General features: G+C 76.4%; 14 protein-coding genes. 3 read left to right on the top strand and 11 right to left on the bottom strand.

The window, feature by feature from the left end; translation table 11 throughout:
- From ACWEFJ_RS24160 to ACWEFJ_RS24145, 4 genes are all read right to left on the bottom strand, one after another.
- Positions 1 to 981, bottom strand: coding sequence for a 3-oxoacyl-ACP synthase (locus tag ACWEFJ_RS24160; RefSeq protein WP_378092011.1), 981 nt, complete (start codon positions 979 to 981; stop codon positions 1 to 3).
- Complete coding sequence (locus ACWEFJ_RS24155; RefSeq protein WP_449715125.1) at positions 978 to 6,449, bottom strand: condensation domain-containing protein; 5,472 nt, start codon at positions 6,447 to 6,449, stop codon at positions 978 to 980. The genes ACWEFJ_RS24160 and ACWEFJ_RS24155 overlap by 4 nt, the downstream gene beginning before the upstream one ends.
- Positions 6,446 to 14,020 (bottom strand): amino acid adenylation domain-containing protein, encoded by a 7,575-nt coding sequence (locus ACWEFJ_RS24150; RefSeq protein ID WP_449715124.1) that lies wholly within the window; start codon positions 14,018 to 14,020, stop codon positions 6,446 to 6,448. The genes ACWEFJ_RS24155 and ACWEFJ_RS24150 overlap by 4 nt, the downstream gene beginning before the upstream one ends.
- A gap of 279 nt (positions 14,021 to 14,299) precedes the next feature.
- A complete protein-coding gene (locus ACWEFJ_RS24145) occupies positions 14,300 to 14,695 on the bottom strand; it encodes a bacteriophage spanin2 family protein (protein WP_449715123.1) in 396 nt (131 codons plus the stop codon).
- A gap of 299 nt (positions 14,696 to 14,994) precedes the next feature.
- On the opposite strand from ACWEFJ_RS24145, the gene ACWEFJ_RS24140 reads away from it, so the two are divergent.
- A complete protein-coding gene (locus ACWEFJ_RS24140) occupies positions 14,995 to 16,314 on the top strand; it encodes a protein kinase domain-containing protein (protein WP_449715122.1) in 1,320 nt (439 codons plus the stop codon).
- A gap of 300 nt (positions 16,315 to 16,614) precedes the next feature.
- Here ACWEFJ_RS24140 and ppk2 read toward each other — a convergent pair whose 3' ends face one another.
- The 3 genes from ppk2 to ACWEFJ_RS24125 form a co-directional block, all read right to left on the bottom strand.
- Entirely contained in the window at positions 16,615 to 17,631 is a 1,017-nt protein-coding gene (gene ppk2 / locus ACWEFJ_RS24135; RefSeq protein ID WP_449715121.1) for a polyphosphate kinase 2, read from the bottom strand.
- A gap of 197 nt (positions 17,632 to 17,828) precedes the next feature.
- Positions 17,829 to 18,041 (bottom strand): DUF2795 domain-containing protein, encoded by a 213-nt coding sequence (locus ACWEFJ_RS24130; protein WP_378092026.1) that lies wholly within the window; start codon positions 18,039 to 18,041, stop codon positions 17,829 to 17,831.
- A 225-nt stretch (positions 18,042 to 18,266) separates the two neighbouring features.
- Positions 18,267 to 19,370 carry a UDP-N-acetylglucosamine 2-epimerase gene (locus ACWEFJ_RS24125; RefSeq protein WP_449715120.1) on the bottom strand — a complete coding sequence of 368 codons (1,104 nt, stop codon included), beginning with the start codon at positions 19,368 to 19,370 and terminating at the stop codon, positions 18,267 to 18,269.
- 155 nt (positions 19,371 to 19,525) lie between these two features.
- Between ACWEFJ_RS24125 and ACWEFJ_RS24120 the strand changes: the two genes are divergently transcribed.
- Both ACWEFJ_RS24120 and ACWEFJ_RS24115 read left to right on the top strand, forming a co-directional pair.
- Complete coding sequence (locus ACWEFJ_RS24120; protein ID WP_449715119.1) at positions 19,526 to 20,752, top strand: sensor histidine kinase; 1,227 nt, start codon at positions 19,526 to 19,528, stop codon at positions 20,750 to 20,752.
- A complete protein-coding gene (locus tag ACWEFJ_RS24115; RefSeq protein WP_449715118.1) occupies positions 20,749 to 21,429 on the top strand; it encodes a response regulator transcription factor in 681 nt (226 codons plus the stop codon). Before ACWEFJ_RS24120 ends, ACWEFJ_RS24115 begins: the two co-directional genes overlap by 4 nt.
- A 1-nt stretch (position 21,430) precedes the next feature.
- Here the strand turns inward: ACWEFJ_RS24115 and ACWEFJ_RS24110 are convergent, their stop codons facing one another.
- From ACWEFJ_RS24110 to ACWEFJ_RS24095, 4 genes are read right to left on the bottom strand one after another with little or no spacing between them, the layout of a single operon-like run.
- Entirely contained in the window at positions 21,431 to 22,258 is an 828-nt protein-coding gene (locus ACWEFJ_RS24110; protein ID WP_449715117.1) for a cyclase family protein, read from the bottom strand.
- A 60-nt stretch (positions 22,259 to 22,318) separates the two neighbouring features.
- Positions 22,319 to 23,419 carry a zinc-binding dehydrogenase gene (locus ACWEFJ_RS24105; RefSeq protein WP_378092038.1) on the bottom strand — a complete coding sequence of 367 codons (1,101 nt, stop codon included), beginning with the start codon at positions 23,417 to 23,419 and terminating at the stop codon, positions 22,319 to 22,321.
- Complete coding sequence (locus tag ACWEFJ_RS24100; protein ID WP_449715116.1) at positions 23,416 to 23,832, bottom strand: acyl-CoA thioesterase; 417 nt, start codon at positions 23,830 to 23,832, stop codon at positions 23,416 to 23,418. Before ACWEFJ_RS24100 ends, ACWEFJ_RS24105 begins: the two co-directional genes overlap by 4 nt.
- A 13-nt stretch (positions 23,833 to 23,845) precedes the next feature.
- A complete protein-coding gene (locus ACWEFJ_RS24095) occupies positions 23,846 to 26,338 on the bottom strand; it encodes a helix-turn-helix transcriptional regulator (protein WP_378092042.1) in 2,493 nt (830 codons plus the stop codon).
- Positions 26,339 to 26,499 lie beyond the last annotated feature (161 nt).

The following is a 26,499-nucleotide window of genomic DNA, read 5'->3' as shown; positions in this document are numbered from 1 at the left end:
TCACAGCAGGTGGGCGCCGGCGTCGCCCGCGCCGGTCTCCACCAGGACCGCGCTCCACGCCGCCGCCGGGCTGGTGTCCAGCAGCACGACGCGGCTGCCGGGCGGCACGTCGGCGGTGTGGAGGTTGTGGAACGTGTCGTTCGGCCCGAGGTGGCCGTGGCGGACGAGGTTCGCGCCGCACGACGGGGCCAGCGGGGCGTCCAGGATCTCCGCGTAGACGCCGTGCGAGGGCGCGGAGAGGTTCTGCGCCACGTAGCACGTCACGTCGGAGGGGGTCAGCGAGTTGCGGGCGAGGAGGCGGGCGGTGAGGTCGCGCAGGCGGTCGCGCGTCTCCCGCGCCAGCCGGAGCGCGTAGGCGACCGGGTCGGCGCACTCCTCCCGCCACTGCGCGAACGGCCGGTCCCGGTACGGGACGCGGAACAGGTCGGCGTAGTCGCCGTTGGTCTCCAGCAGCACGTCGCGCACGCGGGTGTCGCCGGTCCTGGTGAGCACCAGCGCGCCCCCGGCGTCGCCGTAGATCGTCACCGGGTGGCGGTAGCGGCGGGACGTGGCGGGTTTGCTGCCGTGCGCCACGAGCACGGTCCGCACGCCGGGGTCGCGCAGCAGGCCGGCGGCGGTGAGCAGGGCCGGGGTGAGCGACGCGCACCCGAGCCCGCCGACGGAGAACGCCATCGCGCGGCGCGCGCCCAGGGCGGCCTGGAGCCGGGTGGCGTCGGAGCTGATCAGCGCCTCGGGCGCGCGGGGCTCGACGGTGATCACCACGTCGACGTCCGCCTCGGACGCGGAGGCCGCCGCCAGGGCCCGGCGGGCGGCCACCACGGCGAGGTCGGTGGCGGTGGCGGACTCGGCCACCGCCACGGTCTCGATGCCCAGCCCGGACCACACGGCCCGTTCCGCGTCGCCCAGGTCGGCCCACTCCGGCAACCGCGACACCGGCACCGGGTCGCCCAGGCGCCAGCCCGTGCCCGCGACCGCGATCACGCCGCCTCGCCGTAGGCGGCGGCGATCGCGTCGGCCAGCTCCTCCAGCCCGGACGGGTCCGCGCCGACCGACCCGCTCAGCTCCAGCCGCACCTCGCCGTCCCGCTCCGACACGGCGATGATCAGGCCGAACCACGCCGTCATGGCGTGCTTGAGGTTCACCGAGAGGTCCCACCGGCTCCGCAGCAGCCCGACCCCGGAGTCGAACGCCGCCATGTCCCCCGGCACGTGCACGAGCAGCACCCCCGGCTCCGGCAACGCGCGCAACCGGTCCACCCCCGGGCCGTGCGGCGACAGGTGGCGCAGCACGCCGTACCCGACGCCGTCGTGCGGCACGGACCGGGCGCGGTCGACCACGAGCGACAACGTGTCGCGCGCGGCGCCCGCCACGGGCAGCGCGACCGGGTGCAGGCTGGTGAACCACCCGATCGACGGCCCGCGGCCGGCCCGCCGGTACACGTTGGGCGTGGCCTCGCCCTCCACCATCAGGTACGCGCCGGCCGCGCCGCCCACCCGGGCCAGGCCCGACGCCGCCGCGCACAGCGCCAGCTCCCGCCCGGACGCGGACGGCACGTCCACCGGCGCGACGGACCGGCTCGCCAGGCCCTCCCCGCCCGTCCCCGCCACCGTCCCGTACGACCCGCCCTCGCGCAGGACCGCCGTCCAGTACGCCAGCTCCCCCGCGACCTCGTCGGACTCGGCCAGGTCGTGCAGCCGCCAGGCCCACTCCCGCCACGCCGCGGGCGCGGGCCGGGGCGCGGCGGCACGTCCGGCCGCCGCCTCGGCGAGCAGCGCGTCGAGGTCGTCCATCAGCACGACGGTGGACATGTTGTCGAACACGAAGTGGTGCACGAGGAGCGCCAGCAGCCCGCCGCGCCGGTGCCCGCGCTCGTAGTAGCGGGCGCGGGCGAGCGGTCCGCGTTCCAGGTCGAGGTCGTGCCGCAACGCCCGGCAGTCGGCCTCCACGACCTCGCGCTCGTCGCCCGGCGGGAGGAACACGACGTCGAACGGCGCCTCCGCGTCCGGGGCGCACTCGGCCCGGGTGCCCACGGCGTTGCGCCGGAACCGGTAGCGCAGCGGTTCGTGGCGCGCGACCAGGTGCCGCAGGGCGGTGCGGACGGCGTCGGCGGTGATGTCGGCCGACGTCAGCTCCAGCACGTGCACCTCCACGAAGTCGCCGCGCCGGTCGGGCAGGTGCTCCAGGAAGCCGCGCATGATCGGGGTCAGCGGGATCGGCCGCCCGTCCGGCGCGGCCGCGGGCACGGGCGCGGGCTCCGGCTCGGCGGCCGGCGCGCCGTCGACCACGGCCGCCGCCGCCAGCTCGCCCAGGGTCGGGTGCTGCAACAACTGCTGCGGCGTGATGTGCACGCCCGCCTTGGCCGCCCGTGCCGCCACCCGCACGCCGAGCACGGAATCGCCGCCCAGCGCGAAGAAGTTGTCGGCCGCGGACACGGCGTCCACGTCGAGCAGGTCGGCGCAGATGGCGCTCAGCACCTCCACCGCCCGCCCCGGGCCGCCGCCGTTCCCGCGCGCCCCCATCGCCCCGGTCGCACCGCCGTCCACCACCCGCACCCCCGTCGGACCGTCGTTCACCACGTGCGCCCCCGTCGGACCGTCGTTCACCACGTGCGCCCCCACCTCGGTCAACTCGTCCAGCCGCACGTCGGGGTCGGCCACGACCCGGGCGACGACGGCGGGCAGCCACGACGCCAGCCGCTCGGCGGTCGCGCGGTCGTACAGCGCGGTGGCGAACTCGACGTAGCCGCTCATCGCGCCCGCGCCCTGGTCGACCACGCCGAAGGTCAGGTCGAACTTCGCGGTGCCGGGCGCGATGCCCGCGATCGCGCCGTCGAGGTAGCGGGAGCAGGGCAGCCCGGCCAGCTCGGCGGTCGCCTGCGGCACGTTCTGGTAGGTGTAGACGACGTCGAACAGCGGGTGCCGCGCCGGGTCGCGGCGGCCCAGCACGTCGGCGACGACCTTCTCCAGCGGCGCCTCTTCGTGGTCGAGCACGTCGGCCACGGTGCGCGCGCACCGCCGGACCAGGTCGCCGAACCGGGCCTCGCCGCGCACCGGCGTGCGGAACGGCAGCACGTTGTTGAAGTAGCCGATCAGGTCGTGGCTCGCCGGGTCCACCCGGCCGGAGGTGGCCACGCCCACCACCACGTCGGTGAGCCGTCCCCAGCGGTGCAGCAGGGCGTCCACCACGGCGAGCATGGTGACGAACGTGGTCACGCCGAGCCGCCTGCTCAACGCGCGGACCGCCTCGGCGTCCCGCTCGCCCACCTCGAACTCGACCATCCCGCCCGCGAACGAGCGCGTGGCGGGCCGGGGCCGGTCCAGCGGCAGCTCCGGCGTCCGCAGCCCGGCCAGCTCCGACCGCCAGAACGCCAGGTCGCGCTCCAGCGCCCCGTCGGCGAACCGGCGGCGCTGCGAGTCGGCGAAGTCGGCGTACTGCGCGGTCAGCTCCGGCAGGTCGGGCTCCCGGCCGGCCAGCGCCGCCAGGTACAGCTCGGTGAAGTCGCGGAAGAACACCGTGGGCGACCAGCCGTCGAAGACGATGTGGTGGTAGCTCCACAGCAGCACGTGGTCGTCGTCGGCCAGCTTGATCAACGACGTCCGCGCCAGCGGCCCGGAGGCGAGGTCGAACGGCCGCACGGCCTCCGCGTCGACCAGCCGGCGGGCCTCGCGGTGCCGTTCGGCCGCCGGCAGCCCGCTCAGGTCGTGCACGACGAGTTCGGGTTCCTCCTCCCGCACGTACGCCCGCGGCACGCCGTCGTCGTCGGCCTCGATGCGCGTGCGCAGCACCTCGTGCCTCGTCAGCACGCCGCGCACGGCGGCGAGCAGCGCGGTCCGGTCCAGCGGCCCGGTCAGGCGCAGGTCGTGCGGGATGTTGTAGAGCGGGGTGCCGGGGTCGAGCCGGTCGAGGTACCACAGCTGCTCCTGGCCGAACGACACCGGCAGCGCGCCGCCGCGCGGCACGACGGCCACCGACGCGGGCGCGCCCGTCCCGCCCGCGTCCCGGAGTTCGGCGACCCGGGCGGCCAGGGCGCGCACGGTCGGGTGGGCGTAGAGGTCGGCGAACGTGAGCCGCACGGCGAAGTCGCGCTCCAACGCCCGCAGCACGCTGATGCCCGCGATGGACGTGCCGCCGAGGGCGAAGTAGTCCGAGTCCGGCGTCAGCCCCTCCGCGCCCAGCACCTCCTGCCACACCTCGGCCACGCGTTCCTCGGGCCCGCCACGGCGTTCCCCCGCCTCGCCGCGCCCGCGCCCGGGAGCCGGCCGTTCCCCCGGCTCGGCGCGCCGGGGTTCCGGGGCCGGCCGGGCGTCCCCGACCGGGCCGAGGGGGCGGCACCAGCAGCGCACCGGGTCGAACGGGTAGGTGGGCGCCTCGACGCGCGGGACGGCGGCGTCGGCGTAGTGGGCGTCCCAGTCGACCCGCGCGCCGAGCCGGTACAGCGCGCCGAGCTGCCGCAGCACGCCCCGCCGCCCCGGCACCGAGAACAGCTCCACGCACGGCAGGTCCGGCCGCAGCCGGCGGATCTCCCGCGTCAGCACGCCGTTGCCGCCCAGGTCCACCAGCACGGCCTGGTCGGCGGCGAACCGCTCGACCACCCCGGCCAGCCGGGTGCGGTCCAGGTCGGCGGTCAGCCCGAGGTCCGCGGCGGCGGCGACGGCGTCCGACGTGGACAGCTCACCGCGGGCCACCCGCACCGCGAGGTTCCCCGCGCCCGAGCCGACCAGGTGCGCGTCCCGCACGCCGAGCGACCGCGCGAGGTCGAGCAACGCGGTCTGCGCCACGACCAGCCGGGCCGCGGGCGTCCCGGGCAGCGCCACCCCGGCCAGTTCGGGGAACGCCGACACCAGCTCCGCCCACGCGGCGTCGTCCGGCGCGGCGTCGCCCGGCAGGAGCACCACGACGGGCCGGTCGTCGGGCGCGGCGGCGTCCGGCGGCACGGCCGACCGCAGCGCCTCGACCAGCTCGGCGGCGCTCTCCGCCGGGAACGCGCCGCGGAACGGGTGGTCGTCGCGCCCCCGGTTCATCGCGTGCGCCACGGTCCGCAGGCCGTGCCCGGTGCGCTCGACGAAGTCGGCGAGCCGGTCGCAGTACGCGCGGAACGCCGCCGCGGACTTCGCGGACACGGTCACCAGCTCGACGCCGGACCGCGGTTCCGCCGGGTCGGACGGCGGCGGCTCCTCCAGCACCGCGTGCACGTTCGTGCCGGTCATGCCCAACGCGCTCACGCCCGCCCGGCGCGGCACGCCGTCACGTCCCGGCCACGGCCGCAGGCCGGGGTTGACGTGCACCGGCCCGGACAGGTCGAGCATCGGGTTGGGCGACTCGAAGTGCGCCGTCGGGTACAGCTCGCCGCGCGTCACGGACAGCAGGGCCTTGAGCAGCCCGGCCATGCCCGCCGCGCCGTCGAGGTGGCCGACGTTGCCCTTGACCGACCCGATCGCGCAGCCCGGCGCGGGCACCCCGGCCTCGGTGAACGCCTCGCGCAGCGCGTCCACCTCGATCACGTCGCCCAGGGGCGTGGCCGAGCCGTGGCACTCGACGTAGGCCACGGTCGCCGGGTCGACGTCGGCGTCGCGCCACGCCTGGCGCAGCACCTCGGTCTGGGCGACCCGGCTGGGCGCGCTGAGGCCGACCATGCGGTGCCCGTTGTGGTTGACCGCGACGCCCTTGACCACGGCGCGCACCGGGTCGCCCGCCGCGACCGCGTCGCGCAGCCTGCGCAGCAGCACCACCGCGCCGCCCTCGCCCGCCGTCGCGCCGGTGGCCTTCGCGTCGAACGGGCGGCACCGGCCGTCCGTGGACTCCACGCCCCGGACCGGGGTGTGCGTCTGCTCGGTAAACAGCACGGGCCGCACGCTGACCCCGCCCACCAGCGCCAGGTCCGCCGTGCCCCGGCGCAGCTCCTCCACCGCCTTCGCCAGCGCGGCGAGGCTGCTGCTGCACGCCGTGTCCACGACGTACGCGGGCCCGGTGAGGTCCAGGTGGTAGGCGACGCGCGCGGCCGACGACGCCGACAGCGCGCCGAGCGTCTGGTGCGGGTCCTCGCCCTGGTAGAGGGTGTCGTAGTCGGACTGCGCGTGCCCGAACACGACGGCCGTGCGCGACCCGCGCAGCGACCCCGGTGCCAGGCAGGCGTTCTCGACGGCCTCGTGCGCGAGTTGGAGCAGCAGCCGCTGGTGCGGGTCCATCATCTCGGCCTCGCGGCGGGAGATGCCGAAGAACCGGTGGTCGAACAGGTCGATCCGGTCCAGGTACGCCATGGGCAGGTACCGGGCGCCCGCCCGGCCGCCGGTGTGCCGCACGCGGGTCGGCGACGGTTGGCCGACCAGGTCCGTGCCGTCGGCGAGCAGCCGGCGCAGCGCGTCCAGCCCGCCGCCCTCCAACCCGGGCAGCAGGGCGGCGACCCCGATGATGGCGATGTCCTCGTCCCGCACGGCGGCCTCCGTCGTCACAGCTCGTAGTCCCGCGCCCGCGCGTCCTCGGCGGCGGTGCGCCCGAGCGCCGCCGCCAACGCGCCGACCGTCGGGTGGTCGAACAGGGTCCGGGGGGCCACGGCGCGCCCGAAGACGGGCCGGAGCCGCGCGGCGACCCGGATGGCGAGCACGGAATCGCCGCCGAGGGCGAAGAAGTCGTCGGCGCACCCGACCCCGTCCACCCCGAGCACCTCGGCCCAGGCCCGGGCGACCTCCCGCTCCCCCGGCGTGGTCGGCGGCACGAACCGCGCCGGACCGGCGGCGGACGGCAGCCCGGACGGCGGGTCCGTAGGCGGGTCCGTCGGCGGCTCCGTCGGCCGGGAAGCGGCCGGCAGGGTCACCGCCGCCGCGTCGCCCGCCAGGTCCGCCAGCAGCCCGGCGAACTCGTCCACCAGCCCGGCGGCCGTGGCGGCGTCGAACAGGTCCGGGTCGTAGCCCAGCTGGGCCGTCAGCGGCTCGGCGTCGTGCACGACCAGGTGCAGCGGGTAGTTCGTGTTCTCCACCGCCCGCACGTCGACCGCCGCGAGCCCGTCGTCCACCGGGTAGTTCTCGACCACCACGACGCTGTCGAACAACGGCGTCCCGGCGGGCGCCCCGGCCCACCGCCGCACGTCGGTCAGGGCCGCGTGGTCCGACGGCCGCCCCTCGGCCTGCCACCGCGCCAGCCAGCGCGGCACGTCGTCGGTCTCCACCCGGACCCGCACGGGCACCGTGTTGACCAGCATCCCGACCACCGCGTCCGACCCCGGCAGGTCCGGCGTCCGCCCGGACACGACCAGCCCGAAGCACACGTCCGACGTCCCACCGCGCCGCGCCAGCAGCAACGCCCAGGCGCCCTGCACGACGGTCCCCAGCGTCAACCGGTTGCGCCGCGCGAACGCCCGCACGCCGGCGGGCAGCCCGGCCCCGTGCACGGCCGACGAGCACGACAGGTGCGCGCGGTCCGGGGGCCGGTCGTACGGCAGCGGGGGCGGCCCGCGGAAGCCCTCGAACGCGGCACGCCACCGCTCCTCGCCGGGATCCGCGGCCAGCACCCTGGCCACGTGGTCGCGGAACGGCCGCCGGGCCCGCGGCCCGCCCAGGACCTCCGACAGCACCTGGAACGCGCTCCACCCGTCCAGCAGCACGTGGTGGAACGTCCACAGCAGACGGACCTCCCGCTCACCGGTCCGCACGACCGCCACCCGGGCCAACGGCCCGGAGGACAGGTCGAACCCGGCCGCCCGGTCCTCGGCCAGCAGCCGCCGCCAGCGCTCCTCCCCCGCCGCGCCCCGCCAGTCGTGGTGCGCGATCGGCAGGTCGACCGACCGCCGCACCACCTGCACCGGCTCGCGCACCCCCTCCCACACCACGGTCGTGCGCAACGCGGGGTTCGCGTCGACCACCCGCCGCCACGCCCGCGCCAGGCCCTCCGGGTCGGCGTCGGCGAGGGTCAGGTGCACCTGCTCCACGTACGCGTCGGGCCGGGACAGGCTGTGGAACAGCATCCCGCTCTGCGCGGGGGTGAGCGGGTACACGTCCTCGACGGACCGGCCGTCGCCCGCGACCAGGTCCAGCTCCGCCTGGTCCAGCCGGGCCAGCGGGAAGTCCGACGGCGTGACGCCGCCCGCGCCGGGAGCGACGCAGTGGTCGGCGATCTCCCGCAACGCGGTCAGCACCTCCTCCGCCAGCCGCGCCACCTCCGGCGTGGGGTGCGCGTCGGGCGCGTGCAGCCACTCCACCTCCAGCTCCCCGGCGGCGGTGACGGCGGCGGTCACGTCCAGGCGCGGCGCGGTCGTCGGCGGCTTGGCGAGCCGGATGCCGCCGGGGACGCGGGCGAACACCGCGTCGAAGCGGCCCAGGTAGTTGACCCGCGCCCACGGCCGGTGGTCGGCCGGGCGGGTCGTGGTCAGCCACCGCAGCGCGCCGTGGCCCAGCCCGTGGTGGTGCGCGGCGCGCAGCCCTTCCTTGGCGGCCTTGACCGCCGTGCCCCAGTCGTCGTGCGCCTCGGCGGCGAACGGGCACAGGGTGGTGAACCAGCCGACCGTGCGGGACAGGTCCACCCCGGCGAACAGGTCCTCCCGCCCGTGGCCCTCCAGCTCCAGCGGCACGCGGGCCACCCCGCGCCACCGCCCCAACACCCGGGCCACGGCGGCGACCAGCACGTCCTCGACGCCGGCGCGGTAGGCGGCGGACGCGCCGCGCAGCAACGCGGCCGTGTCCCCGGCCGGCAGCCGCACGGTGACGGCGCGCTCGGGCAGCTCGGGTTCGTCCCGGGCGGCCTCGCCGGTGACGGCGCGGTCCCAGTACGCCGCGTGGTGGTCGAACCCGCCGGCCGCGGCGTGCGCGCGCAGCCGCCGCGCCCACTCGCGGAACGACGTCGTCCTCGGTCCGAGGTCGACGGCCCGGCCGGCGGCGGCCTGCTCGTAGCCGGTCGCCAGGTCCTCCAGCAGGATCCGCCACGACACGCCGTCCACCACGAGGTGGTGCGCCATCAGCACCAGCCGTCGCCCGGACAGCACGGCCCGGAACAGCGGCCCCTCGGCCAACGACGGCCGCCACTCGTCCGGCCCGGCGGACCCGGTGGCGAAGACCTCGTGCCCCACCTCCTCCGGCACGTGCTGCCGCCACTGCCCGTCCACCCGCTCGAACCGGGCGCGGAGCTGGTCGTGCCGCACGGGCAGCGCCTCGACCGCGGCCCGCAGCGCGGCCACGTCCACGTCCGGGTCCAGCTCGACCTCGACCCACTGCGCGCAGTGCGCCGGCGTCGGCGCGGTGGCCAGGAACCAGTGCTGGACCGGCGTCAACGGCACCGCGCCGGTCGCGGGTCCGGTGTCGGCGGGCGCGGGCCGGGCGGCGGTGGCGTGCGCCGCGACGCCGCTGAGCGTCTGGTGCAGGAACACGTCCCGGGGCGTCACGGACACGCCCAGCTCCCGGGCCCGCGACACCACCTGGATGCTGAGGATGGAGTCCCCGCCCAGGGCGAAGAAGTTGTCGTCCGCGCCGACCCGTTCGACGCCGAGCACCTCCGCCCAGACCCGGGCCAGCGCCTCCTCGGCCGGCCCGCTCGGCGGCACGTGGGCGCGGGTCGAGCGGGCGCGCGGCGGCGGCAGCGCCCGGCGGTCCACCTTGCCGCTCACCATCAGCGGCAACGCGGGCAGCGGCACGAACACGGCGGGCACGAGGTGCGCGGGCACCCGGTCGGCCAGGAACCGGCGCAGCTCGTCGGTCCCGGTGCCGGCGACGACGTAGGCGACGAGCTGCCGGTGGCCGGGCACGTGCTCGTGCGGCACCACGGCGACCTCGGTCACGTCGGGGTGGCGGCGCAGGGCCGCCTCCACCTCGCCCGGCTCCACCCGGAACCCGCGGATCTTCACCTGGTCGTCGGTGCGGCCCAGGAACTCCAGCAGCCCGTCGGCCGTCCAGCGGACCACGTCGCCCGTGCGGTACAGCCGCCCGCCGTGCCCGAACGGGTCGGCGACGAACCGCCGCGCGGTCAGCCCGGGGTGGCCGAGGTAGCCGCGGGCCAGGCCGGTCCCGCCGACGTGCAGCTCGCCGGGCGTGCCCGCCGGCACCGGGTCCAGGTTGTCGTCCAGCACGTAGCAGCGGGCCCCGGTGATCGGGCGGCCGATCGGCAGCGCGGCGGCGGCCAGGTCCGCGGGCCGCACCACGTGCGCGGTGGCGAACGTGGTGTTCTCGGTGGGGCCGTACCCGTCCACGATCCGCAGGTCCGGCACGTGCCGCAGCACGGCGGCGCAGTGCTCGGGCGAGATCACGTCGCCGCCGCTGCCCAGGTGCCGCAGCCCGGCGAACGCGGTCGGGTCGGCGGCGGCGACCTCGTGGAACAGGCCGGCGGTCAGCCACAGCACGGTGACGCCGTGCGCCGCCGTGAAGGCGCGCAGGTCCTCCGGCGACAGCAGCGTCCGGGAGGACACCGCGAGCCGCGCCCCGGACAGCAGCGCCGCCCAGATCTCGAACGTGGACGCGTCGAACGACAGCGTGGAGCACTGCGCCACCACGTCGTGCGGCCCGATCGGGAACGGGTCGCCCTCGGCGAGCCGGGCGACCGACCGGTGCTCGACCAGCACGCCCTTGGGGCGGCCGGTGGAGCCGGAGGTGAACATGACGTAGGCGGCGTTGCGCGGCCGCACCACCACGGGCGGGGCGTGGTCGGGCCACGCGGCGTCCGCCTCCAGGTCCACGACCTCGACCCCGGCGGGCAGCCGGTCGCGCAGGTCGGCGGGCGCGAGCACGAGGCCCGTGCCGGAGTCGGCGACCATGTCGGCGAGCCGGGTCGTCGGGTAGGCCGGGTCCAACGGCACGAACGCGGCGCCGGCCTTGAGGACGCCCAGCAGCGCGACGACGGCGGCCGGGCCGCGCGGGGCGCAGACGCCGACGCGGTCCTCCGGCCGCACGCCGCGCGCGAGCAGCCCGTGCGCGAGCCGGTTGGCGGAGGCGTCCAGCTCGCGGTAGGTCAGGGACACCCCGTCGCAGGTCACCGCGATCGCGTCGGGCCGGGCGGCGACCCGGTCGGCGAACCGGCCGGTGACCGTGCGGTCCGGGGCGGTCGCGCCGGGCGGCCAGTCGTGCAGCACCCGCCGCCGTTCGCCGGGCGCGAGCAGCCGCAGCCGGGACAGCGGTCGGCCCGGATCGGCGGCGACGTCGGCGAGCAGCACCAGGAAGCGGTCGACCAGCCGGGCGACGGTGGCGTCGTCGAACAGGTCGGTGCGGTACTCCGCGGCCAGCCGCAGGCCGCGGTCGTCGCGGGTGAACTCGAGCGTCAGGTCGAACGCGGCGGCCCGGCGCGGCGGGTCGAACACCGCCACGTCCAGGCCCTCCAGCGCGGGCGGTGCGGCGGGCGCGTTCTGCAGCGCCACCACCACGTTCACCAGCGGCGAGCGGCCCGCGTCGCGGTCGGGCCGCAGCAGTTCGACCAGGCGGTGGAAGGGCACCTCGTCGTGGTCGAGCGCGTCGCGGACGACGTCCTTGACGCGGCGCAGGAAGTCCGCGAAGGACAGTGCGGGGTCCACTTCGGACCGGATCACCACGGTGTTGACGAAGAACCCCACCAGCCCGGCGAGGTCCGGGTGGTCGCGGCCCGAGGTCACCGTGCCGACCGCGACGTCCCGCCGGCCGCTCACCCGCGCCAGGAACGCCTGCGCCGCCGCCACGAGCGTGGTGAACAGCGTCACGCCGTGGGCGCGGCCCAGCTCGCCCAGGGCGGCGGCGACGTCGGGCGGCACGGTCCGGTGGTGGGTCGCCCCGGCCGTGGTCGCCACCGCCGGGCGCGGCCGGTCGGCGGGCAGGTCCAGCACCGCCATCCCGGCCAGCCGCCGCTCCCAGTGCGCGAGGTGCGCGTCCAGGGCGGCCCCGGCGAGCCGGGCGCGCTGCCGGCGGGCGAAGTCGGTGTAGCGCAGGGGCAGCGGCGGGAGGTCGGGCTCCCGCCCGCGCACCGCGGCGGAGTAGCACAGGCCCAGCTCCTCGGCCAGCACGCCCATCGACCAGCCGTCGGTGACGATGTGGTGCAGGCACAGCACGAGCAGGTGCTCGCCGTCCTCCTCGCCGTCCAGCAGGGCGGCGCGCAGCAGCGGCCCGGTGCGCAGGTCGAACGGCCGGTCCACGAAGTCGGCCAACGCGGTCACGGATTCCAGCGCGACCTCGTAGGGCGGTCCGACCACCTGCGTGCCGCGGCCGTCGACGGTGTGGAAGGTGGTGCGCAACTGCTCGTGCCGGGCGACGAGCCGGGTCAGCGCGGCGCTCAGCGCGCCCCGGTCGGGTTCGCCGCGCAACCGGAACCCCGCCGTGGTGGTGTACTCCGCGCCGCCGGGCGCGAACTCGTCCAGGAACCACAGGCGTTCCTGCGCGTACGACAACGGCGCGGAGGTGTCGGGCGGCCCGGTGGCGGGGTCGGGCGCGGGGCGGTCGTCGGACAGCTCGGCGGCCAGGGCCTCGACCGTGCGCAGCGCGAACACCCGCCGCGCGGGCAGGTCCGGGTCCAGCGCCGCCACCACCCGCATGGCCAGGATCGAGTCGCCGCCCAGCGCCACGAAGTCGTCGTGCGCGCCGACCCGCTCGACGCCGAGCACGTCCCGCCACACGGCGGCGACCCGTTCCTCGGCGGGGGTGCGCGGCGGCGTCACCGGGCCGGCGGGTCGCGGTTCGGGGAGGCCGCGCCGGTCGAGCTTGCCGTTGGGCGTCAACGGCAGCGCGGGCAGCGGCACCACCGGCGACGGCACGGCCTGGGCCGGCAGCCGGTCGGCGAGGAAGGACCGCAGCGCGTCCGGCGCGGTGTCCGCGACCACGTACGCGACCAGCCTGGCGTCCCGCAGCACCACCGCCGCGGCGGACACGGCCGGGTGCCGCAACAGGGTCGCCTCGACCTCGCCCGGGTCCACCCGGACCCCGCGCACCTTCACGTGCCCGCCGGTCCGGCCCAGGTGGTCGAGCAGCCCGTCCGGGCGGCGGCGCACCAGGTCGCCGGTGCGGTACATCCGGCTGCCGGGCGGGCCGTGCGGGTCGGCCACGAACGACGCGGCGGTGAGCCCCGGCCGGCCGAGGTACCCGCGGGCCACGCCGGGACCGGCCAGGTACAGCTCGCCCTCCCGCGCCGGGCGCAGCGCGTCGTCCAGGACGTGCGCGCGGACGCCCGCGATCGGCCGGCCCAGCACGGCGTGGTCGACCTCGGTCACCGGGCACAGGAGGCTCTCGACCGCGACCTCGGTGGTGCCGTAGGAGTTGTGGGCGGCGACGCCCGCGGCGACCAGGCTCGCGCACAGGTCCGGGTCCACGGGCTCTCCGCCGGTGACCACGAGCCGCGGCCGGCGGTCGCCGTCGAGCAGGCCCGCGCGCAGCAGCTCGCGCAGCCGTGACGGCGTCTCGTCCAGCACGTCGATCCCGGCGGCCGCGACGTGCGCCGCCAGCGCCCTCGGGTCGGCGAGGGTGTCGTCGTCGATCACGTGCAGCTCGTGCCCGGCCAGCATCCACAGCAGCGGCAGCCACATCGCGTCGAAGCCGAACCCGGCGGTGTGGGCGACCTTCAGCCGGGCCGCCGACGCGAACAGGCCGCCGGCGTGGTGGGCGTGCAGCGCGAGCAGGCCGCGGTGGGTGGCCAGCACGCCGTTCGGGCGGCCGGTGGAGCCGGAGGTGTGCAGCACGTAGGCGAGGTGGTCGGGGGTGAGGCGGGGCGGGGGGATCCCGGCGGCCGGGTGGTCGTCCTCGACGAACGCGGTGGGCACGTCGGGCAGCCGGTGCGCGAGCCGTCGCCGGGTGAGGACGAGGGCCGGGCGCGAGTCGGCCAGCAGCTCCGCCAGCCGCACGTCCGGCAGGTCGGCGGCCAGCGGCGCGACCGCGCCACCCGCCCGCAGGATCGCGAGCAGGGCCACCACCGCGTCCACGCCCCGGTCGAGCAGCAGGCCGACCGGGTCCTCCGGCCGCACGCCGCGCGCGAGCAGCCCGTCCGCCACCCGCTCCACCCTCGCGGCCAATTCCCGAAAGGTGAGCCGTTGCGCGCCGCACACCACCGCGGTCACGTCCGGTTCGACGCCGACACGGTCCGAGAAGAGGTCGGCCACGCTTTCCACCGACAACGGCCCGACCTCCATGCGCAATTCCGCCAGTCGACTCCGGATTTCGCCCGATGTCCGCGACGACCGGGCCGCCGACGTTTCCAGCGGTGGCCGGCGGCGGCAACCGCCGATCGGCGGCATACCATTTCGGGGAACCGAACCGGCTACCCCGGGCAGCCGGTTCGCGAATTCCCGGACCGCACGACCGGATTATTTCGACCCCGATCCGGAGGACGCGGGAAAAAGACGTTCAGCCGACCCCGTGCCGAATAGCGGTTCCGGGGCTCAGGGGGCGCAGGCGGCGGTGAGGTCGGCGACCCGGGCGGCCTTGTCCTCCAGCCACGCGGCCGGGCGCAGGACCAGGTCCTCCAGGGTCACGTCGCGCAGCGTGGCGGCCAGCGCGCCGACGGCCTCGTTCACGGTCGTGTTCCCCGCGTCGGCCGCCAGGTCGGCCAGGGTGGCGCCGGCGGCGTGGGCCTGGTCCACCGCGCGCTCCGGGCTCGACGTGTCGAACACGGTCGTGGCCTGGGACAGCGCCTCGGTGCAGACCTGCACGGTGGAGGCGGTGTCGGCGACGGCGGCGGCCGCGTCGGAGGCTTCCTGCAACGAACCGCACGCGCTCAGCGCGGTGACGGCGGTGATCGTGGCGATGGCGGCGACTACCCGGGACGTGACGCGCATGGCTCCTCCGGCTCTCGTCCGAACCAGAGGTCTCCCCGGCCACCGAGCGCGGTGACGCCGTGACCGGGCCGCCGCGGAGCGGCCGTAGTGACGATCACGGGCGGAGTGGGTACTCCCCTCTGCCACCAGCATGCCGGTGATCGAACCGGGCGTCAAAGTGACGCCGGTTACGCGCCGTTTCCGGCCGCCGGCACGATCATCGACGTGCGGAAAGACGACCCGAGCCGTGCTCACCTGTTTGCGCGAGGCGTGCGCAGGGCATTCGGAAGTGTCCTGATCACGCGACCGGAGGTATGACGGTGTCACCCTCGGTAAGCGACAACGTGCTGGCCGACCGCTACCAGTTGATCGAGCCGATCGGGGCCGGCGGCATGGCCGAGGTCCACCGCGCGTGGGACGCGGTCCTGCGCCGGCACGTCGCGATCAAGCTCTTCCAGCCCGGTTTCGACCCCGCGGCCGCGCAGCGGTTCGACAACGAGGTCCGCGTGCTGGCCGCGCTCTCCCACCCGGCGCTGGTCTCGGTGTACGACGCCGACACCACCGGTCCCCGGCCGTTCGTGGTGATGCGCCTGGTCGAAGGCCGGACCTTGCACGACCGGATGACACTCGGCCCGGTGCCGGTCGACGAGGTGCGCACGCTCGGTGCCCGACTGGCCGACGCGCTCGCGCACGTGCACGCCCACGGCCTCGTGCACCGGGACGTGAAGCCGGCGAACATCCTGCTCGACCAGGACGACGACGCCTACCTCGCCGACTTCGGCCTGGCCCACCTGACCGGCGCGACCCGGCTGACCCGCACCAACCAGCTCGTCGGCACCGCCGCCTACCTCGCGCCGGAGCAGGTGCTGGGCGGGGACGTCGACCACCCGACCGACGTGTACGCGCTCGGCCTAGTGCTGCTGGAGTGCCTGACCGGGCGGCGCGAGTACCCGGGCAGCGAGGTGGAGGCGGCGGTCGCCCGGCTGCACCGCCCGCCGGTGGTGCCCGTGGAGCTGCCCGCCGACCTGCGCCGCCTGCTGGCCGCGATGACGGCGTCCGCGCCGGAGGACCGCCCGACCGCGCACGAGTGCGCGCGGGTCCTGGGCACGTTCCCGCCCGCGTACCCCGCACCGGCCGAGCCGGACCCCGGCGACCCGACCGAGGAGCTGCCGCGCCGGGCGGGCACGTCGTGGAAGGCGCTGGTGGCGTCGGCGGGCGCGATGGCCGGGGCGTTCGCGATCACGCTGGCCGCGCTGTCGGGCGACGAGCCGGCGACCCCGTCGCCGCCGGGACCGGCCACGCAGCAGGCCGAGCCGAAGCAGGCGGTCTCCTCGGACACGGCGGAGGACCCGGCCCAGCCCCGGTTCCTGGTCACGCCCCGCGCCCCGGCCCCGTCCGAGGAGACGACCGCCGAGGCCACGACCTCCGCCGCCCCGACCGGCACGCCGGCGGGCGACACCCCCGAACCCGTGACGGACGGCGGCACCACCACCGCCAACCCCGTGCCCACCACCACGCCGCAGCAGCAGCCGACGACGAGCCAGGCCCCCACCGCCACGCAGAGCCCGAGCGCCAGCCCGGACCCCGTCGAGCCGCCGGCCGAGCCCACCGGCGACGGCAACCCGAACGACGGCGCCTGAGCGCCGGCACCGGGGTGACGACACCGGGATGACGAGACCGGGATGACGCCGGTTGCCGGCGGATCCCGCCCCGGCAACCGAACCCGAGCGACCACGACGGCGGACCCGCGGACCGGCCCCGCCACCCGACTCACCGGTCGGGCACCGCGCCGAGACCCGTCAGCGGCGGATCCGGCGGTGGACCCGTCAGGGATGGCCCTCGGCGGTGGATCTGCCGGCGTTGCGCCCGTCGGCGGTAGGCCCGTCGGCGGCTGATCCCCGCAGTGAACCCGTCAGGGTTGGGTCGCCGCGGTGGACCCGTCAGGGGTGGATTCGGGCGGTGGATCCGTCGGGGGTGGACCCGTCGGGGTGGATGCCGGGTCCGTGGTCCGGGTCGTCCGCCGGCGCGATCGGGGTCGGGCTGAGCGACGACTCGTCCTCGCCCTCCTCCAGCAGCGTGGCCGCAGGCCCGACCACGCGCGGGTCCGGCTCGCCCACCACGTCGTGGTCCTTGTCCGCGTACTCGACGCGCGCCAGCACGCTGCGCATGGCCTCGATGCGGGCCCGCTTCTTGTCGTTGCTCTTCACCACGGTCCACGGCGCGGCCTCGGTGTCGGTGGCGCGGAACATCGCCACCTTCGCCTCGGTGTAGGCGTCCCACCGGTCCAGCGACTTGATGTCGTTGGGGCTGAGCTTCCACTGCCGCACCGGGTCCACCTGCCGGATCAGGAACCGCGTCCGCTGCTCCGCCCGCGACACCGAGAACCACAGCTTCACGAGCACGATCCCGTCGTCCACCAGCATCCGCTCGAACGTCGGGGCCTGCCGCATGAACCTCTCGTACTGCTCGTCGGTGCAGTACCCCATCACCCGCTCGACCCCGGCGCGGTTGTACCAGGACCGGTCGAACAGCACGATCTCCCCGGCGGTCGGCAGGTGGTTGACGTACCGCTGGAAGTACCACTCCCCCTGCTCGCGCTCGGTCGGCTTGCCCAGCGCGACCACGCGCGCGCCGCGCGGGTTGAGGTGCTCGGTGAAGCGCTTGATGGTGCCGCCCTTGCCCGCCGCGTCACGGCCCTCGAACACGATGACCATCCGGCCGCCGGTGTCCTTGATCCAGTACTGGAGCTTGAGCAGCTCGATCTGGAGCAACCGCTTGGCCAGCTCGTAGTCCTCGCGCGAGAGGCGCGTCGGGTACGGGTAGTTCTCCCGCCAGGTGTCGATCTCCGAGCCGTCGGGGTGGCGGAGCACCGGGTCGTCCCCGTCCTCGTAGTCCACCACGAGGTCGTCCACGCGCAGGCCGGGGAAGAGGTCGGCGATGTCGAGCGGGGTGTTCACGCTTCCGACGTACCCGGGCGCAGATCGGGCAAACCCGACCGGGTGGCCGATGACGCACATCTCGTCGCCGACCGCCACGACCCGCGCGTCGGGCTCCAGTCGGCCGACGCCGGAGGGCCGAAGTCGGTCACACCGCGTGACGTCACCCGGACGTGTCAACCCGCCGAACGCCGGACTCGTCCGTCCACTGTGGACGGCTAGCGGGCGTCGCGTCGCTGGTCGATCGCGGCCGACTCGACCACCTGGTCGAAGGACTCGTAGCGGCGGTCCGGGATCGAGTGCAACGCGTGCACGGTGTCCTCGTCGGCGTTGTTGCGCGACGCGTGGTCGACCAACTGCCCCTTGTCGGCCGGGTACGCGACGTCCCCGAGCACGTTCCGCAACCGGCCCACCGTCGTCGTGTCGCTCATCGCTCTCCTCCCGAACGCGTCGGTCGCCCACCCGGTTACCCCGCCCGGCCGCGCCGACACGCGCCGGGTCGGCGGCGGGCCGGCGACCCGCCGATCCGCAGCCCGCCGATCCGCGGCCCGGCGTGCGCCCGGGTCGGCGGCAAGCGGTCGGCAGCCCACCGGTCGGCGGTCCGCAGGCCGGCGGCAACCCGCGGGTCGGTGGCACGCCGGTCGGTGGCACGCCGGTCAGCGGCGTGCGCCGGTCCGGACCACGTCGCGCACGGCGGCGGCGATGCGCCGGCCGCCGCGCCCGTCCCCGAACGGCGACGGCAGGGCGGCGAGCGCGGCACGGCGGTCGTCGCCGTCGGCGAGCCAGTCCAGCGCGAGGTCCGTGAGGTCGTCGCCGGGGCCGACGGGCACGCCGAAGTCGCGCAACGCCTCGGGCCGCGCGGTCTGCCGCCCCACCGCGAGGACCGGTCGCTTGAGGACGGTGGCCTCCTCCAGCACCGCGTCGGAGTCGGTGACGAGCAGGGCCGCGTGCCGGGCCAGCGCCAGGAACTCCGAGTGCCACAGCCGGTCCACCACGCGCAGGCCCATCCCGCACGACAGCGCGCCGGCGCGGGCCAGCGCCGCCTTCGTGCGCGGGTCCGCGGGCAGCACGACCGGGTGCCCGGCGTCCACCACCCCGGCGAGCTGGTTCGCCAGCGAGAACAGGGCCTCCTCGTCGTCCACGTGCCCCAGGGTGGCCAGCACGTAGTCGTCGGGCCGCAGCCCCCGGTCCCGCAGCACGGCGAGCCGGCCCGGCTCCGACCCGAGGCGGTGGCGCACGGCCTCCACGGCGGTGGTGCCGGTCACCCGGACGTCCCGGTCGCCGAGGCCCTCGGCCTCCAGGTTGCCCACGTCGCCGGGGGTGGCCGCGCACAGCACGTCGGCGGCCCGGTCGAGCACGACCCGGTTCTGCTCCTCGGCGCGGTGCGGCTCGTGGCCGCGCAGCCCGGCGTCCACCCGGACCACCGGGATGCCGTGCGCGCCGGCGGCGAGCGCGGCGGCCACCGCGGTGTCGGACTCGCCCGGTACGAGCACGGCGTCCGGGCGGTCGGCGGCGAACGCCCGCCGCATCCCCTCCAGGGCCACCGCGATGCGGCAGCCGCGCACGTCGCCGGCCACCGCGGCGGACTCGTCCCGCGCGGGGCGGACGACCCGGGCGGCGTCGCCCAGCGCGCCGAGCACGGGCGCGAGCTTGAAGACCTCCGGCCGGGCGCCGAGGACCGCCGCGACGCCGCCGGGTCGCAGGGCGGGCGCGGGCGTGGGCGCGGTGTGGACGGTCGGGCGTCGGAGCGTGGCGGTCATCGGGGCCTCCGTCGGTCGAATGGTCGGTCCTCTCCAGGAGACCCCCGTCGGGGCGGTGGCCGTGTCGTCCCCCGGTGACAGGTCGGTGCGCCTTGTGGACGCGGGTTGACGGCTCGGTCGTCCGCGAGTCGCCGGGGCGCGGTGGAGCTGCTTGCATGGTGCGGGTGATCCGACGGTGGCAACGCCTGTTCCGCTCACGGCGGGCCAGGGACGTCATGGCGGCGCTGGTGATCGCCGGTCCGGCCGCGGTGGGGCTGCTGACCGGGCTGCACCGCACCGCGCCCACACCGACGCCCGCCGCGTTCGCCGCGATCTCGGCGTTGTGCGCGGTGGTGGTCGGGTTGTGGCGGCGCGACCACGATTGGCCGGCCGTGGTGGTGGCGTGCGCCACGTTCCTGCTGACCGACCTGCCGTACCCGATCTACGTGATGACGTTCTCGCTGACCAGGCGGCGGCGCTGGCTGCCCGCCGTGGTGTCCATGGCGTGCGTGCTGCTGTGGCCGACGCACCAGGTGCTCTTCCAGCCGGTGGCCACCGGTCGCCTGTTCGAGTTCCGGGCCGACCTGCCCGCGCACGGGGTCAACGGGCTCGTGTACTGGTCGCTCGCCACCGTGGCCCCGTTCGTGATGGGCCTGGCGAAGAACAGCCTGGAGGAGGCGTCGGCCGAGCGCGAGCGGCTCGCGGCGCAGTCGGCCGAGCGGCAGCAGCGGTTGCGCGAGAGCACGCTGCGCGAGCGGAGCCTGACCGAGCGGGCCCGGCTGGCGTCGATGATGCACGACGGCGTCGGCCACCACGTGACCGTGATGGTGACCACGGCGGGCGCGATCAGCGTCGACCCGACGGCCACCGAGTCGGTCCGGCGGCGGTGCGAGCTGATCGCGGACGTCGGCCGGGAGGCGATCGGGCAGCTCCGCGAGGTGCTCGACGTGCTGTCCGCGCCGGCGGACGCGCACGGCCCGGCGCCGGCGTTCGGCCTCGACGACGTGGCGGACCTGGTGCGCGACTACCGGTCGCTGGGCGTCGAGGTGGCCTACTCGGCGGACGTGCCGGGCGAGGTGCCCGGCACCACCGGGGACCTGTGCTACCGGATCGTGCGCGAGTCGCTGGCCAACGTGCTGCGGCACGCCGCCGTGCCGAGGGCCGAGGTCCGGCTGGTGGCGGACGACCGGGTGCGGCTCACCGTGGCCAGCCCGCTCGGGCCGCGCCACCCGCCGTCCCTGCCCGGCACGGGCCGCGGCCTGCGGCTGCTGGCCGAGGAGGCGGCGCTGGAGGGCGGGGACCTCACCGCCGCGCCGTCGCCGGACGGCTCCCGGTTCGTGCTGCGCGCCGAGCTGCCGCGCGGTCGCGGCCCCGGTGCCCCCGTGGGACGATCGGCGGCATGATCAGGGTGCTCGTCGTGGACGACCAGGCCCTGATCCGCGCCGGGACGAGGGCGGTCCTGGAGTCCGCGGGCGACATCGAGGTGGTGGGCGAGGCGGCCGACGGCGCGGAGGCGGTCGCGGCGTGCCGCGCGCACCGGCCCGACGTGGTGCTGATGGACCTGCGCATGCCCCGGGTGGACGGCGTGACCGCCACCGCGCGGCTCAAGCGCTCGCCGGACCCGCCGCTGGTGCTGGCGCTGACCACGTTCGACGACGACCAGCTGATGATCGACGCGCTGACCGCGGGCGCGGACGGCTTCCTGCTCAAGCAGCTCCGGCCGAAGGACCTGGTCAACGCGGTCCGCGCGCTGCACGGCGGCGCGTCGGTGATCGACACCGGGCTGAGCAGGCGGATCCTGCGGCGGATCTCCGGCCCGACCGCGGGGTCCACCGCGTTCCCCGACGCGGCCGGGCGGCTCGGGCTGCTCAGCGAGCGGGAGCGGGAGGTCCTCGGCCTGGTCGGGCTCGGACTGGACAACGCCGGGATCGCCGAGCGGCTCTTCATGAGCGTGTCGACGGTCAAGACCTACGTGTCGCGGACCCTGGCGAAGCTGGAGCTGGACAACCGCGTCCAGGCCGCGTTGCTGGCCAGCCAACTGCGGCTGACGCCGGCCGACCACCCGCCGGACGACGCCTGACCTACCCCTTCGGCCCGGCGGTCTTCGGCACGAACGCGTAGACGCTGGCGGGCGAGCCGGAACCGCGCCGGTTCACCGTGCCGCCGACGAGGACGTGCGCGCCGGTCGGCGGCAGCTGGGCCAGGTTCGCCAGGATCTCCAGGCTGATCCGGTGCTCCCGGTACAGCAGCTTGGACACCCGGTACTCCACGTCCAGCGCCGACTCGGGGCTGAACGTGTCCGTGCCCAGCGCGCCCCGGCGGCCCAGCCGGCCGGTGTCGACCAGCCACCGCACCGCCTCCAGCGAGAACCCCGGCTGGTGCATCCGCCCGTCGGCGTCGAAGTTGAAGAACGCCGGGGTGCCCCAGCGGTCCTCCCACCCCGTCCACAGCACGACCGCGGCCTCGTTCGGGATGCGACCGTGGCGCTTCTCCCACCGCCGCAGGTCGGCGACGCTCACCTCGTAGTCCGCGTCGCGGGCGGCCTGCTCGCGCACGTCGATCCGCACGGCGGGCAGGAACAGGTCGTCGGCGTCCAGCTCGTCGGCGTGCGGCTGGTCGGCGTTGAAGTGCGCGGGCGCGCCCCAGTGCGTGCCGGTGTGCTCCCCCTGCTGCACGTACTGCAGGTAGAAGCCGTGCTCCGGCACCGTCGTCACGGTCGTCATCGTGAACGCCGGGTCGCCGGGGTAGACGTTGGTCCGGTCCGGGTCGTTGACGTGGGCGAGGTTCACCAGGCGGTAGTCGGCCAGGCCGAGCCCGCCGGCGCGGCCCGAGGCGCCCGCCGAACCCCCGGCCGCGAACATCCCGCCCACCGCGGTGGCCACACCCGCGAGCATCGACCGTCTCCGCACCGCAGACCACTCCTTCAGCCCCACAGTCACCCGATCCGGGCAACCGTACCGGCTGACTGATCACAAAACGACGACCTGCCGGACGGCTTCTCCTGACGCCAAACGGGTGAACCCGGTGTTGATGTCGTCCAGCGCGAGCCGGCCCGAGAGCAGTTCCTGCACCGGCAGCAGCCCCGCCCGGTACAGCTCGACGAACCGCGGCACGTCCCGCCGCGGCACGCACGAGCCGAGGTAGCTGCCCTTGAGCGTGCGCTCCTCCGCGACCAGGCTCAACGCGGGCAGCGAGACCGTGCGGTCGGGGTGCGGCAGGCCGACGGTCACCGTGGTGCCGCCCGCGCCGGTGGCCAGGTACGCCTGTTCCAGCACCGCGGCGACACCGGTCGTGTCGATCACCTTGTCGGCGCCGCCGCCGGTCACCGACCGCACCGCCTCCACCGCGTCCGGCCCGCCGGCCACGTCGTGCGTCGCGCCGAGCTTGCGCGCCAGCTCGCGCTTGTGCGCGACGACGTCCACGGCGACGACCTGCGCCGCGCCCGCCGCCCGCGCGGCCAGCAGCGCGGCCAGCCCGACCCCGCCCAGGCCGAACACCGCGACCCGGTCGCCGGGCGCCACCTGCGCGCTGTAGAACGCCGCTCCCGCGCCGGTGAGCACCGCGCAGCCGAACAGGGCGGCGATCTCGAACGGCAGGTCCGCGGGCACGAGCGTGGCCGACTTCTCCGACACCACGGCGTACTCGGCGAACCCGGACACGCCCAGGTGGTGGTGCGGGCGCGTGCCGTCGGGCAGCCGCAGCCGCCGTCCGCCGCCCAGCAGCGCGCCCTCGCGGTTGGCCGCCGCGCCCGGCTCGCACAGCGCCTGCCGCCCGGACACGCACCGGCGGCACGAGCCGCAGGCGGGCACGAACGACAGCACCACCCGGTCGCCGACGGCGAAGTCCGACGCGCCCGGCCCGGTCTCGACCACCTCGCCCGCGGCCTCGTGGCCGAGCAGCATCGGCAGCGGCCGGATCCGCGACCCGTCGATCACCGACAGGTCGGAGTGGCACAGCCCGGTGGCGCGCACCCGCACCAGCAGCTCGCCGTCGCCCGGCGGGTCCAGCTCCAGGTCGAGCACCCGCAGCGGTCCGCCGACCTCGGTCAGCACCGCGCCCCTGGTCCTCACGCGACCACCAGCCCTTCCATCGCGGCGCGCAGCCCGGCCGGGATGGCCACCGGCTTGCGCGTGTCGCGGTCGGTGAACACGTGCACGAAGTACCCCTCGGCGACGACCTCGTCCCGCCCCTCCGGGTAGAAGCCGATCTCGTAGCGGACGCTGGACCGGCCGAGGTGGCCGATCCGCAGGCCCGCGTCGACGGCCTCGGGGAACGCGATGGACGAGCGGTAGTTGCAGTGGGACTCCACGCACAGCCCGATGGCCTGCCCGCGGTGGATGTCCAACCCGCCCTCCCCGATCAACCAGGTGTTGATCACGGTGTCCATGAAGGCGTAGTGCACGACGTTGTTCACGTGCCCGTACACGTCGTTGTCGTGCCAGCGGGTCGGGATCCGCTGCCAGTGCCGGTAGTCGTCGCGCACCACACCTCCTGGGTCAGTCGAGCATCCGGGTCAGCTCGACGCGGGACCGCACCTCGAGCCTGGCGAAGATGTTGCGCAGGTGGTGCTCGACGGTGCGGTGGCTCAGGAACAGCCGCGCGGCGACCTCCCGGTTGGTCGCGCCCTCGGCGACCAGGCGGGCGATCTGCGCCTGCTGCGGGGTCAGCGCCGAGGTCGGGTCGGCGTCGGCGCGGCGGGCGGCGCGGCGGCCGGCGCGGTCGGCGCTCCGCTCGGCCTGGGCGGGCGCCACGGCCTCGCCCGCGGCGCGCAGCTCGGCGCGGGTCCGCGCGACCCAGCGGTCGGCGTCGTAGCGCTGGAAGATCTTCACCGCGTCGCGCAGCAGCTCGCGCGCGGCGCGGGGCTTGCGGTCGCGGCGCAGCCGGTGGCCGTAGAACAGCTCGGTCTTGGCCAGCTCCATCGCGGTGCCGCTGGCCCGGTGCAGCCGGATCGCCTCGCGGAAGTGCTCCTCGGCGCGCGTGCCGTGGGCGAGCAGGCCGCGGCAGCGGTGCGACAGGGCCAGCCGGGCCGCGCTGCCCGTGGTGCCCGCCCACTTCTCGTACCGGCGCAGCGCCCGGTCCGCCGTGCCGGGCCGGCCGCAGCCGACGGCGGCCTCCACGACGTGCGGCGCGGCCATCACCTTGATGCCGGTGTGCACGCCGCCCGAGCCGGCGGCCATCAGCCGCAGCCGGTCCAGGGCGTCGGCCGGGCGGTCCAGCGCCAGGTCCACGCAGGCGAACGCCCACGCGCCGAACGTGCCGGACCGGCCCAGTCCCCGTTCGGCGATCTGCTCGGCGGCGGCGTCGATGCGGTGCATCGCGGTGTCGGTGTCGCCGCGCAGGGCGGACACCAGGGCGAGGATCGTGAGGTGGTCCACCACGGCGTTGTGCTGGCCGATGGCGGTGGCCGCGTGGACGCCCTCGAACGCGGCCGACAGCGCCGGCGAGTGGTGGTCCAGCAGCAGCGCGGACAGCGCCCGGTAGACCAGCGCCCACGGCACCAGGGCGGTCAGGCCGTGCTCGTGCGCCGCGGTGACCGCGCTGGTGGCCAGCTCGTGCGCCCGGGTCGCGTCGCCCAGGGTGTAGGCGGCCTGGCCGCCCCAGATCTTGGCCTGCGGGTGCGGCACCCGTTCGGCCAGCTCCACCACCGAGCGCAGCACGGGCAGCGCCTCCTCGTGCCGCCCGGCGAACGTGGCCGCCATGCCCGCGAGGTGGTCCAGCGTGATCCGGGTCTCGTCCGGCTCGTCGGGCAGCCGCAGGCCCGCCGCGAACCGGGCGGTCTCGGCGTAGCGGGCGTGGTCGCCCGCGATGCTGGCCGCCTCCCCGGCGAAGCCCAGCGCGGTGATGGCGAGCGCGCGGTGGGTGCCGACCAGCTCGCCGGCCGCCTGGAGCAGCCGGCGCACCGCGACGTCCGGCAGGCCGTGGCCCAGGTCGATGCCGCCGCGCACCAGCTCCGTGCGGGCCCGCAGCTCGGCGCTGTCGGTGAGCCGGGCGGCGGTGCGCAGCGCGACCCTGGCCCGGCGCGGCGCGCCGGAGGCCCAGTGGTCGGTGGCGGCCGCGATCAGGTGCCGCGCCCGGGCGTCCGGGTCGGAGGTCAGCGCGGCGGCGCGGTCGTGGTCGCGCGCCGCGGCCGGGTAGTCGCCGCAGCGGCGGGCGCGGCGCGCCGAGTCGGCCAGCCGGGCGGCGAACGCGTCACGCGCGCCGGGCGCGCGGGCGGCCTCGTGCCACGTGCGGCGGGGGCCGGGCGGCAGGTTCCCGGCCAGCGCGGCGTGCGCGGTGTAGCGCAGGGCCAGCGGGATCCCGGTGCGCAGCGCGGACCGGACCAGCGGCCCGCCGTCGAGCAGGGCGGCGGCCTCCTCGACCGCGGCCAGGTCGAGGTCGGGCATCCGGGCCAGGGTGTCGGCGTCCACCTCGTCGTCCACCACGCTCACCGCCACCGCGAACCGGGCCTGCGGCGACAGCGCGCGGAAGCGGGCGCTGAACCGGGCCCGCAGCGAGCTGTCCTCGGGCAGCGCGTCGGGCGCGGGCGCGGTGCCGCCCAGCTGCTCGGAGGTCAGCGCGCGGGCCAGCTCGGTGAGCGCCAGCGGGTTGCCCCTGGCCAGGTCGGCGACGTCGTCGGCCAGGCCGGGCGCGAGTCCGGGCCGCAGGTCGCGCAGCACCCGCAGGCTGTCGGCGTGGTCGAGCGGGTCGAGCCGCACCCACGGCAGCCCGTACGGCCCGCCCTCGGTGGCGATCAGCAGCGCCACCGGCTCGTCGGCGACCTGCGCGGCCAGCCCGACCAGCCAGTCGGTGTCCTCCAGCAGGTGCGCGTCGTCCACGCGCAGGAGCACCTCGCGGCCGGATGCGGCGAAGGCGTCCCGCGCGGCGGCGAGCATCGCGGTCTTGCCCGACCCGGCGCCGCCGCGCAGCACCAGCGCCCCGCCGTGGCCGGCGCGGGCGCGGGCGAGCAACGCGTCGACGGCGACGCGCTGCCGGTCACGTCCGCGCAGCATGGGGCCAGTCTGGCCGGAGGGCGAGGGTCGGCGGAAGGGCTGCGGCGGAAATTATCTACCGGTGTTAGTTTTCGCTCGGGACCGGTGGTTGCACCGATGCGGAGCGCTCACCCGGTGACGCAGGGTCATCACTGTCCGCAGTTTCCCTGCCAAGCGAGGTG

It is taken from the genome of Actinosynnema sp. NPDC004786 (genome assembly GCF_053601135.1).
Note: the sequence above shows the minus strand (reverse complement) of the source record. Positions and strands in the feature narration are given on the sequence as shown.